The organism is Streptomyces sp. NPDC056987 (assembly GCF_042673865.1).
Taxonomy (GTDB): Bacteria; Actinomycetota; Actinomycetes; order Streptomycetales; family Streptomycetaceae; genus Streptomyces.
Window position 1 is genome coordinate 1 of record NZ_JBHURV010000031.1, and the last position, 10,196, is coordinate 10,196.

Annotated in this window: 12 protein-coding genes; 8 read left to right on the forward strand and 4 right to left on the reverse strand. The window is 71.2% G+C overall.

The annotated features are described in order from the left end of the window. Positions 1–28: 28 nt before the first annotated feature. Entirely contained in the window at positions 29–481 is a 453-nt protein-coding gene (locus ACFTZC_RS29635) for a lamin tail domain-containing protein (RefSeq protein WP_382894857.1), read from the reverse strand. Between the two features lie 327 nt (positions 482–808). Here ACFTZC_RS29635 and ACFTZC_RS29640 point away from each other — a divergent pair, with 327 nt between their 5' ends. Together ACFTZC_RS29640 and ACFTZC_RS29645 are read left to right on the forward strand one after the other, a co-directional pair. Then, positions 809–1,843: a zinc-binding dehydrogenase gene (locus ACFTZC_RS29640; RefSeq protein WP_382894859.1), complete on the forward strand. Its 1,035-nt coding sequence runs from the start codon at positions 809–811 to the stop codon at positions 1,841–1,843. 72 nt (positions 1,844–1,915) lie between these two features. Further along, positions 1,916–2,743: an SDR family oxidoreductase gene (locus ACFTZC_RS29645; RefSeq protein ID WP_382894860.1), complete on the forward strand. Its 828-nt coding sequence runs from the start codon at positions 1,916–1,918 to the stop codon at positions 2,741–2,743. Positions 2,744–2,807: 64 nt separating this feature from the next. Here ACFTZC_RS29645 and ACFTZC_RS29650 read toward each other — a convergent pair whose 3' ends face one another. Next, complete coding sequence (locus ACFTZC_RS29650) at positions 2,808–3,689, reverse strand: helix-turn-helix domain-containing protein (RefSeq protein ID WP_382894862.1); 882 nt, start codon at positions 3,687–3,689, stop codon at positions 2,808–2,810. Between the two features lie 361 nt (positions 3,690–4,050). Here ACFTZC_RS29650 and ACFTZC_RS29655 point away from each other — a divergent pair, with 361 nt between their 5' ends. The 6 genes from ACFTZC_RS29655 (at position 4,051) to ACFTZC_RS29680 (ending at position 8,319) form a co-directional block, all read left to right on the forward strand. After that, complete coding sequence (locus ACFTZC_RS29655; RefSeq protein ID WP_382894864.1) at positions 4,051–4,470, forward strand: cupin domain-containing protein; 420 nt, start codon at positions 4,051–4,053, stop codon at positions 4,468–4,470. A gap of 109 nt (positions 4,471–4,579) precedes the next feature. Next, positions 4,580–5,614, forward strand: a complete 1,035-nt coding sequence (locus ACFTZC_RS29660) for an alcohol dehydrogenase catalytic domain-containing protein (RefSeq protein ID WP_382894866.1) — start codon at positions 4,580–4,582, stop codon at positions 5,612–5,614. Between the two features lie 150 nt (positions 5,615–5,764). Then, positions 5,765–6,286, forward strand: a complete 522-nt coding sequence (locus tag ACFTZC_RS29665) for an alpha/beta hydrolase (protein WP_382894867.1) — start codon at positions 5,765–5,767, stop codon at positions 6,284–6,286. A gap of 139 nt (positions 6,287–6,425) precedes the next feature. Beyond that, entirely contained in the window at positions 6,426–6,845 is a 420-nt protein-coding gene (locus ACFTZC_RS29670; RefSeq protein ID WP_382894869.1) for a MarR family winged helix-turn-helix transcriptional regulator, read from the forward strand. Between the two features lie 122 nt (positions 6,846–6,967). Then, complete coding sequence (locus ACFTZC_RS29675) at positions 6,968–7,300, forward strand: rhodanese-like domain-containing protein (RefSeq protein ID WP_382894871.1); 333 nt, start codon at positions 6,968–6,970, stop codon at positions 7,298–7,300. Between the two features lie 233 nt (positions 7,301–7,533). Continuing rightward, the gene (locus ACFTZC_RS29680) at positions 7,534–8,319 is read left to right on the forward strand and encodes an HD domain-containing protein (RefSeq protein ID WP_382894873.1); all 786 of its coding nucleotides are present in this window, start codon (positions 7,534–7,536) and stop codon (positions 8,317–8,319) included. A gap of 53 nt (positions 8,320–8,372) precedes the next feature. Here the strand turns inward: ACFTZC_RS29680 and ACFTZC_RS29685 are convergent, their stop codons facing one another. Both ACFTZC_RS29685 and ACFTZC_RS29690 read right to left on the reverse strand, forming a co-directional pair. Continuing rightward, on the reverse strand, positions 8,373–8,612 hold the full coding sequence (locus ACFTZC_RS29685; protein WP_382894875.1) for a hypothetical protein: 240 nt from the start codon (positions 8,610–8,612) through the stop codon (positions 8,373–8,375). Positions 8,613–8,806: 194 nt separating this feature from the next. Then, entirely contained in the window at positions 8,807–9,904 is a 1,098-nt protein-coding gene (locus ACFTZC_RS29690) for an MFS transporter (RefSeq protein WP_382894877.1), read from the reverse strand. Positions 9,905–10,196 lie beyond the last annotated feature (292 nt).

Consider the following 10,196-nt stretch of genomic DNA (forward strand, 5'->3'; position numbering starts at 1 on the left):
GGCCGGACGGGACCCCGGACTCATCGGCTCAGCACATCTTGTAGTCGACCTTGGTGGAGTTGTACGAACAGGAGTCCACCTTGCCGCCGTTCGCCTTCTTCAGCGTCGCGGTGTCCTTGTCGTTGTTCCACACGTAGGCCGCGCGGTTCTGGTATCGGTTGGCCGCCGTGTCCTTCCCCTTGCCGGTGCGTACGGTCACCGTCTTCCCCTTGCCGAGGCTGTACGTGCCGAAGACGTACTTGTGGTTCGACGCGTCCACGAGCGTCCAGCCCTTCAGGGACACGGCCTTCGAGGTCGTGTTCCGGATCTGCACGTACTCGGCGTTGAGGGACGCGTTGGAGCGCGTGTCCTTGCCCGGCGAGTCGTAATAGACCTTGTACAGGTGTACGGAGCCGGTCGCGGCCTGCGCCTGAGCCGGCAGCAGGACGACCCCGGCGGCGACCGCCAGGGCGGCGGCGGTGAGTGTGCGGGTGGAGCGCATGATCAATTCCCCATTTTCCAGGCCGGGCACCCCCCAATGGCAGCCCGGCAGACGCACAGACTATGTCGGCCCGGACGGTGTGGTGTGTTTTTCCGGAAATCAGAGACACGCCGTGTAACGCGCCGTGTAAGGGGGCCCTGTCACACCCCCGCCGGCCACACCCTCGCTGGCCACACCCCCGCACAGCTCGCCCTGCCTGCACCCGGCGTACGGAGGCACGCTGGACGTGCCACCGCGGCCCGGCCCTGCGAAAACCGGCCGAACCCGCGCCTTCCCCCTGCCCCTTCCCCCTTCCCCCTTCCCCTCCCCGATCGAGGAGCACCGCTCGTGCGAGCCACCCTGCTGTACGCGGCCGACGACGTACGCGTCGAGGACGTCGCCGCCCCGAAGATCCAGCTGCCCACCGACGCGGTCGTACGGATCGTGCTGTCCTGCGTCTGCGGCAGCGACCTGTGGCCGTACAAGTCCCTGCCGCCCACCGACCGGCCCCGGCACATGGGGCACGAGTTCCTCGGAGTCGTCGAGGAGACGGGCGCGGAGGTCACCCGCCTCCAACCCGGCGACATGGTCGTGGCCCCGTTCGTCTACGCCGACAACACCTGCGAGTACTGCCGCGAAGGGCTCCAGACCTCCTGCCCGCACGGCGGCCAGTGGGGCGTGAACGGCGTCGACGGCGGCCAGGGAGAGGCCGCGCGCGTCCCGTACGCCGACGGCACCCTGGTCAGGCTGCCGGTCGGGGAGGACTCCGAACTGCTGCCTGACCTGCTGACCCTTTCCGACATCCTGTGCACCGGCTACCACGCGGCCCGCACCGCCGGGGTCGGACGCGGCGACAGCGTCACGGTCGTCGGCGACGGCGCCGTGGGGCTGGCGGCCGTGATCTCCGCCAGGCTGCTGGGCGCCGACCGGATCATCCTGATGGGCCGGCACCCGCGACGCACCGACCTCGGCCGTGACTTCGGCGCGACCGACGTGGTGGCCGAGCGCGGCGACGAGGGCGTCGCCCGGGTGCGTGACCTGACCGGCGGTGCGGGCACGCGCAAGGTCCTCGAATGCGTGGGCCTCAAGGACGCGCTCGCCCAGAGCTTCGGCGTGGTCCGCGCGGGCGGCACGATCAGCCGCGTCGGCGCACCCCAGTTCTCCGAGGTCCCGTTCGGCTTCGGCGACTTCCTGCGCAACATCACCCTCACCGGTGGCGTCGCCCCCGCCCGCGCCTACATCGAAGAGCTGATGCCGCACATCCTGGACGGCGCGATCCGGCCCGGCCGCGTCTTCGACCGCACCCTCGGCCTGGAGGACATCGCCGAGGGCTACCGGGCGATGAACGACCGCGAGGCCCTGAAGGTCCTGATCACGCCGTGACCGGGGCCCGGCGGAACCAGCGAGGAAGTGACGAGGAAATGACGAGGGAATGCACGAGGAAGTGACGAGGAAATGAAAGAAGCAGCCGTTGTCATCGGCTCCGGCAGCATCGGCCTGGCGATCGCGCGCCGTATCGGAGCCGGCCGTACGGTACTCCTCGCCGACCGCAGCGACGAGGCGGCCACCACCGCGGCCGGCCTGCTGCGCGGCGAGGGATACGACGTGACCACGCGCGTCACCGACGTCTCCGACCACGACGCCGTCGAGGCACTGGCCGACGCGGCCGCGGCCCTGGGCCCGGTCACCCAGGTCGTGCACACCGCCGGTGTCTCTCCCACCCAGGCGCCCGTCGAGCGCATCCTGCGCGTCGACCTCCTCGGCACCGCCCTGGGCCTCGACGCCTTCGCCCGCGTCGTCGCACCCGGCGGGGCGGGCCTGGTCGTCGCCAGCATGGCCGGGCACCGGGAGAGTCCGTACGCACCCGAGATCGAGGAGGCGCTCGCGACCACCGAGACGTCCGGGCTGCTCGCGCTGCCGTTCCTCCAGCCCGACCGGATCGGCTCGACCGTCCACGCGTACGCGCTGTCCAAGCGGGCCAACTCGCTGCGGGTGCTGACCGCCGCGGCTGCGTGGGGGAAGCGCGGCGCCCGCCTCAACGCCGTCAGCCCCGGCGTCATCATCACCCCGCTGGCCCAGGACGAGCTGTCCGGGCCGCGCCGCGCGTGGTTCGACCGGGTGCGCGCGGCGTCGGCGGCCGGCCGGTTCGGCACGCCCGACGAGGTCGCCGAGGCCGCCGCCTTCCTCCTCGGCCGCCAGGCCGGCTTCGTCACCGGCGCCGACCTCCTGATGGACGGCGGCGTCACCGCGGCCCTGCGCACCGGCGAACTGACCGTGCCCTGACCGCGGACGCAGACCGGAGGCGCGGGAGTCCGTCACTCCGGCGGAGCGTCACTCCGGCCGAGCGTCACTCCGGCGGAGCGTCACTCGACGGAGCGTCCGAGAGGTGCCGGCCGGCGGCCCAGGAGGCGAGGATGCGCAGCCCGTCGTGGGTGGGGGAGCCGACCTCGGCGGTCCAGACGACCAGTTGCTGGTCGGGGTCGGTGCTGGCGCTCAAGGTGTCCCAGTCCAGGGAGAGTTCACCGGCGACCGGGTGGTGGAGGACCTTCGTGCCGACACTCAGGGCGGCCACGTGATGCGCGGCCCACCACCGGCGGAAATCCGGGTCCCGCACGGACAGCTCACCGACCAGGGCGGCCAGCCGGGGGTCGTCCGGATACTTCGCCGCGGCCATGCGCAATTGCGCGACGCTCGTACGCCCCACGGCTTTCCAATCGGCGTACAGCGTGCGCATCGCCGGATCGGTGAACAGAATACGTACGTAATTACGATGCTTCTCCGGGACGGCGGAGAAATCGGTGATCAGCGCCGCCGCGAGCGGGTTCCAGGCGATGACGTCCATACGGTGCCCCATCACGACGGCCGGGGTGGTGGTGAGATCGTCCAGGACCCGGCGCAACTGCGGCTGGACTTTCTGCAGCGCGCGGCGCCGGGGTTTCGCGGTCTCCTTCCCCGCGAGGCCGAACAGGTAGCGGCGCTGATCGGCATCCAGATGCAGCGCCTGGGCCAGTGCCTCCAGGACGGGCGCCGAGGCGGGCATACGGCCCTGCTCCAGCCGGGTGTAGTAGTCCGTGGAGATCGCCGCGGCCCGGGCGACCTCCTCCCTGCGCAACCCGGCCACCCGGCGCGGACCGGGGCTGTCGGGCAGTCCCACGGCCCGCGGGGTGAGCTCGGCCCGGCGGGCCTTGAGGAACTCGCCGAGTTCGTTGAGATGCGGTGTCGGACTCATACCGCCAGTGTGACAGCGAGCGGTCTTCGCGTGAGGGGGAGGAATCCCTCCCAGGATGTTCCTCTCCCAGGAGGAAACCCTCCACTGCACATGAACCCGCGCGGGTGCGAGCCTGGACAGCAGTCAGGAGAAAAGAAAGGCCCGGTGCGAAAGAATCGGGCGAAAGAACAGAACGAAAGAACAGAACGAAAGAACAGAACGAAAGAGTCGGGTGAGGGAAGCGGCCAGGGCACCCGGAATTCGACGGTGCGGCCGCCCCGCCGACCGGCCGAACACGCGCCCGTACAAGACGTGGCGCCACCCCCCCGCACGGAGTACCCGCACCGAGTACCCGCACGGAGCACGAGAGGAACAGCGCGACATGGAGTTCGTGAAGCAGCAGCCCACCGGCAAGGGGCCGGAGGAATGGTTCACCGGGGATGTGTGGTTCGACGTCCTGTACGCCGGCGCCGAGCCGTCCCGGATGCGGGCCAACATGGTCCGCTTCGCGCCCGGCGCCCACACCGCCTGGCACCGCCACGCGGTCGGCCAGACGCTGCATGTCGTCGCCGGCGTCGCGCTGATCGGCACCCGTGACGGCACCGTGTTCGAGGCCCACCCCGGCGAGACGGTCACCTGCCCGCCCGGTGAGGACCACTGGCACGGCGCCACCGCGGACCGCTTCATGCAGCACCTGGCGCTGTGGGAAGCCCCGGCCCCCGGCGGCGACCGACCCGAGACCACCTGGCTGGAGAAGGTCACCGAAGAGCAGTACACGAGCCCGCGCACCCGCGCCCGCTGACCGCAGCCCCCAGGCCGCTGACCGCAGCCACTCCCCACCCCCCCATGCCCGCTCGGCACGACGGCCGAGCGCCCAGCCCCCCACAGCGAGAAGAAAGCGAGCTGTCCCCATGAGGGCCACCTTCATGTACGAAGCGGGAGACGTCCGCGTCCAGGACGCGCCCGACCCGGTCATCGAGCAGCCCACCGACGCGATCGTGCGCGTCGTCCGCTCCTGCGTGTGCGGCAGTGACCTGCACCCGTACCACACCATGGAGGCCGCCGACGGTCCCGTACCCATGGGCCACGAGTTCCTCGGCACCGTCGAGGACATCGGGTCCGAGGTCTCCGGTCTGCGCCGCGGTGACCTGGTGGTGGCGCCGTTCGCGTACGCCGACAACACCTGCGAGTTCTGCCGGGAGGGCCTGCACACCTCCTGCCCGAACGGCGGCTTCTTCGCCGCCGGGGTCGGCGGCGGCCAGGCCGAGGCCATCCGGGTCCCCCAGGCCCAGGGCACCCTCGTCAAGCTCCCCAAGGACGTGGACGAGGCGCTGCTGCCGTCCCTGCTCACTCTCGCCGACGTCTACGGCACCGGCTACCACGCCGCCCACGTGGCCCGGGTACGCCCCGGTGACTCGGTCACCGTCATCGGCGACGGCGCCGTCGGACTGCTCGCCGTCCTGTCGGCCAAGCGGCTCGGCGCGGAGCGCATCATCCTCATGGGGCGGCACAAGGACCGTACCGACCTCGGACGCTTCTTCGGCGCCACCGACGTCATCGCCGAACGCGGCGAGGAAGGCACCGCCAAGGTCCGCGACCTGACCGGGGGGCACGGCACCCGGGCCGTACTGGAAGCCGTCGGGCACATGCCGGCGTACGAGATGGCCCTCGGCGCCGTCCGTCCGGGCGGGGTCATCAGCCGCGTCGGCGTTCCGCAGTACGAGGACGCCCCCGTGGGGTTCGGCAGCCTCTTCGGCCCGAACATCACCCTCAACGGCGGCCCGGCCCCCGTACGCGCCTACATCGAGGAACTGCTGCCCGCGGTCCTCGACGGCACCGTGGAGCCCGGCCGCGTCTTCGACCGTACCGTCAACCTGGAGGAGACCCCCGGCGGTTACCGCGCCATGGACCGGCGTGAGGCCCTGAAGGTCCTCGTCACCCCGTGACGGCGAGGGCGGTGCGCGGGAGGGCGTACGGGGCGTTGTTCCGCCCTGTTGATCGCGTTCAGCTGCCAACGTCGGCCGCCCAGGGCTAAGTTCATGGCCGTGGATGAGCAGAGAGAGTCGCCGCGAGCCGCGGTAGCGGTCCCAGGTGGGATGTACGGCCCCCACGCGCCCCTCCTCATGTACGCCGCCCGTGCGGCCGAGGCCAGGGGGGCCAGGGTCGAGCGGATCACCTGGGATCCGCCACGGCAGGCCGACCGAGGTATCAACTCCTGGGTCCTCGACCGGGTCACCCCCGTACTCGACCAAGTGACCAGGAGCTCACCGCGCACTGTGGCCGTCATGATGGGGAAGTCCCTCGGCACCCACGCGGCGGTCCTCGCCGCCGAGCGGGGACTGCCGGCGATCTGGATCACCCCGTTGCTGACCACTGCCGAGGTGGCCCAGGCTCTCCGCTCGGCCACTGCCCCCTTCCTGCTGGTCGGCGGTACCGAGGACAGGCACTGGGACGGAGCCCTCGCCGCCGAGCTGTCACCCCATGTGCTGGAGGTCCGCGGGGCCGATCACGACATGCACGTTCCTGGGCCCCTGTCCGAATCCGCCAAGGTGCTCGGTCGGGTCGCCACAGCGGTGGAGGACTTCCTCAGCAGGATCGTCTGGCCTGAGGCAGCCTGACGCCCGAAAGGCCGGATGGAAGCGGTCCGTGCTCGTCGGAGCCAACCTCGGCCGCAGCGCCCCGTTCTGAGCCCGCATCGACCGTGGCCCGACGGCCGCGGAGCAGGTCGGCCGTCCCATCGGCAGGTAACCTGCCCCTGTGTCCGAGCCAACTCCCTTCAGCCCCACCGTCACGCTGCTGACCGTGAGCCGGGTGTGGGAGACCACGTTCACCGACGGGTTGAAGCCGCTCGGGCTGACCACGCGCAAGTACGGGCTGCTGGGGCACGTCCGCGGAACTCCGGGCATCTCCTTCAGCGAACTCGCCCGGCGCTCGCGCATCACCGTGCAGAGCGCGCACGCCACGGTGGCGGCGTTCGTCGCCGCCGGGCTCGTCGACGACGGGACCGCGCACGCCGGGGCCGCGTCGAGCCTGCGGGTCACGGCCGAGGGCGAAACGCTGCTGGCCCGTGCCGCCGAGGTGGTGGCCCGCCTGGACGCGGAATTCGCCGACCGGCACCCGGAGTTGACCGAGGCGCTACGGGCCCACATGGCACGGGCGGCAGGAGGGACTCCATGACCTTCAGCTAAGCTGAAGGTCATGGAGTCCCTGTCGCAGCTCCGTCCATTTCTCGGCGGGCACCGTCTTCACCGCCTGCGCCGCCCCGTTCCCACCTGCGTGCGACGGGAGGTGTCGGGCGCATGAGCTTCCGCCACTACCTCCGCCGTCCGCCCGCCGTGACCGCCGCCGAGGCGATCCTCCTGGTCGCGGACGGCGCGCTCGTCGTGGACGTCCGCCGCGCGTTCGAGTGGGACCGGGTGCACATCCCGGGCGCCGTGCACATGCCGCTCGAAGTGCTCCCCGAACGCTGCCCGGAGCTTCCCGAGGACCGCCTGCTCATCGCCTTCTGTACCGGCGGCATCCGCTCCGCCGGCGCGGCGAACCTGCTGGTGGAGAACGGCTTCGACGCGGTCAACATGAGCCGCGGCCTCGTCGACTGGCGCGCCGCCGGCGGCCCTCTCACGCCCCCGTGAATCGCCCCCGACGCCCAACAATTCCCCGGTGATCCGACCGGGTGGGAGCCGCATCCGAATCCGGAACGGCAACAGGGCAAAGGCGGAAAGACGCGCCCATGCGATCCCCCCGATCGGTCGGACGCCAACCCCCTGGCGAGAATCCGGAGCTCCTCGGCATTTTCGCCCCTGTCAGTCGGAGTAGCACCCTCCATAAACTCTCGGCATCATCCGCCGAAGAGAAAGAATCTCGCATGTCCGACAAGGGTAATGAGGCAAAGAACATCACCCGGCGCACGGCGCTGGAGCGCGGCGCGGGAGTCGCCGCGATCGGCATGGCCGCCGCGTTCGCCACCACGGTGTCCACCCCGTCCGCCGCCGCGGCTCCGGGGCGGGACACACTGCCCACGACCGTGGCCGGAGTCCGTATCCCCGACACTCAACTGGCCCGGGAAACTGCGGCGTTCGCCCGCAGCGTGTCCTCCCCGACACTCTTCAGCCATGTCATGCGAACGTACCTTTTCAGCGCTCTGCTGTTCGACCGCCAGGGCGTCCGTTACGACCGTGAACTCGCGTTCGTCGCCGCGGCCCTGCACGACCTCGGACTGGTCGCGGCGTACCGGACCCCGACGGAGCGCTTCGAGGTCGACGGCGCCGACGCCGCGCAACGCTTCCTCAAGGAGCAGCGCATGTCGGCCGAGCGGGTCGAGGTCGTCTGGGATGCGATCGCCCTGCACACCAATGTCGGTATCGCGACGCGGAAGAGGCCGGAGATCGCCATGATTTCCATCGGCTCCGGACTCGATTTCGCCGGGAACGACATTCAGCAGATCCCGTCCGAGATCCTTGAGGAAATACTCACCGAATTCCCCAGGGCCGGATTCAAACAGGACGCGGTCGACAACATACTCTCGCTGTGCCGCACCAAGCCCATGTCGGTACTGATGCACCCCTTCGCCGAGGTCGGCCGCTGCCACATCCCCGACTTCCCGGTGCCCACCGTGGAGGACCTGCTGCGCGCCGCCCCCTTCGACGAGTAACGGACCCGCGTGCCGGCCAACCGCCCGGACCGGACGGCGGCTCCGCCCGTTCGTCAGTCGCTACTGGCCGGTGGCTGCCTGCCGGTCTCGCGATCCAGAACCCGGCGGGCCGCTTCGCTCTCCGCCGCCGGCGGTGACAATTCGTCGAGGGTGTCGAGTTCATCATCCGTCTCCAGCTCCCGCTCCCAGGCCGCCGCAAGACGCTCCTGCTCCCGGCGCGGCCTGGCGCCGATGACCTCGCGCTCTTCCGGACCGAGGGCTGCCAGGAATCGTCCGACCGGGTCCGTGCGCATACGGTGCTCCTTGCCGCAAAAGGGATGACACCCTGCCCAGCATGGCCGAACGCCCCGCCACCGGCCGCCCGACACCGCCGGAAAACACCCCGTTGGCCTCTTCCCGGCCGGACATGCGGAGGACACATCGGCACCGTCGTGAGCCGGTGCCGGTGCCACGTCAGCGGCATACGGTGGCCGGCCGCATCCGGCGGTCAGCGGCGGCGCAGGCCGAGGGAGAACAGGGCCATCGCGCCCATCAGTACGGGCAGGACGAGCATGGCGGCTCGCAGGTCCACGGCCTCGGCGAGGCCGCCGATGACGGGCGGCCCGGCCAGGAACCCGACGTAACCGATCGCCGAGACGGCGGCGATCGCCGGACCGGGGCGTTCCGGCCGGAGCCGGGCGGCGTGGCTGAAGACCACGGGGATCACCGCCGCCATGCCCAGCCCGAGCAGCGTGTAACCGGCGAACCCGGCGCCGGTGGTGGGCACGGAGATCGAGACCACCGCCCCGGCCGCGGCGACGAGGGCGCAGCCGAGAGTGAAACGTACGGTGCCGGCCCGGGCCCGGATCCGGTCGGCACAGAGGCGCCCGGCGACCATCCCGGCAGAGAAGAGAGCGAACCCAACGCCCGCCGCGCCGGGCGAGGCGTCGGTCACGTCATGGAGATAGACCGCGCCCCAGTCGTTCATGACGCCCTCTCCCATCAGGGCGCAGAAGGCGACGAGTCCGGGGATCCACAGTCCGGCGCTCGGCAGGGCGAAGAGGGGACCGGCGTCCTCGGCCTGCCCCGGCGGATCGGGGAGCAGGGCGGTCGCAGCGGTGGCAACGGCCACGCACAGGACGAGCGCGGTCATCGCGAAGTGCGGGCGCGTGCCGATGTCAGCGGAGGCCGCGAGACTGCCGGCCACGGCGCCCGCGATCCCGCCGAGGCTGAACATGGCGTGGAATCCGCCCAGGATGTTGCGTCCATAAGCGCGTTCGACCAATACGCCCTGGGTGTTCATGGCGACATCGACGGCGGTGTTGCCGCAGGCGAACAGGGCGAGGGTCACGGTCAGCATCGGCAGGCCGGGTGCGAACGCGAGGCCGGCCAGCGCGGCGAGATAGACCGTCATCCCGGTGAACAGCACGGGCCGGCTGCCGTACCGGGCCACCAGACCGCCCACCAGCGGAAGGCCGAGGAACGCCCCGCTGCTCAGCCCCACCAGCGCCACCGCGAGTTGCCCTTCGGACAGTTCGAGCCCACCCTGGATCCCTGGAACGCGCGCGGCCCAGGTGGCGAAGGCGGCCCCGGTGACGAAGAACACGGCACACACGGCCGCGCGCGCGGCGCGCGGGGGAGCGGGCACCGAGGAGGAAGAGCCGGACGCCTCTGCCCCCGCGCCGGATCGTTCTGCCCCTGAGCCCGGTAACCCCGAGGTTCGCTCGTTCGCCGCGTCCGGCTTGTTTCCCATGGAGTCGTGCGTCCTTCTGCTCGGTCCGTCGATGCGGGGTGTGTTTACCCCGCGGAACCACACCCGGCAAACCCCCCCGGGGGGACCCCCCCGCCCCCCCCCCCCAAAAAAGGCCAACGGCGGGGGCGGGCGCTGTTAGGCCGGG

Coding starts and splice junctions, on each gene's coding strand:
- ACFTZC_RS29635 (WP_382894857.1), bottom strand. CDS start 481: ATGCGCTCCACCCGCACACTCACCGCCGCCGCCCTGGCGGTCGCCGCC.
- ACFTZC_RS29645 (WP_382894860.1), top strand. CDS start 1,916: ATGAAAGAAGCAGCCGTTGTCATCGGCTCCGGCAGCATCGGCCTGGCG.
- ACFTZC_RS29650 (WP_382894862.1), bottom strand. CDS start 3,689: ATGAGTCCGACACCGCATCTCAACGAACTCGGCGAGTTCCTCAAGGCC.
- ACFTZC_RS29655 (WP_382894864.1), top strand. CDS start 4,051: ATGGAGTTCGTGAAGCAGCAGCCCACCGGCAAGGGGCCGGAGGAATGG.
- ACFTZC_RS29660 (WP_382894866.1), top strand. CDS start 4,580: ATGAGGGCCACCTTCATGTACGAAGCGGGAGACGTCCGCGTCCAGGAC.
- ACFTZC_RS29665 (WP_382894867.1), top strand. CDS start 5,765: ATGTACGGCCCCCACGCGCCCCTCCTCATGTACGCCGCCCGTGCGGCC.
- ACFTZC_RS29675 (WP_382894871.1), top strand. CDS start 6,968: ATGAGCTTCCGCCACTACCTCCGCCGTCCGCCCGCCGTGACCGCCGCC.
- ACFTZC_RS29680 (WP_382894873.1), top strand. CDS start 7,534: ATGTCCGACAAGGGTAATGAGGCAAAGAACATCACCCGGCGCACGGCG.
- ACFTZC_RS29685 (WP_382894875.1), bottom strand. CDS start 8,612: ATGCGCACGGACCCGGTCGGACGATTCCTGGCAGCCCTCGGTCCGGAA.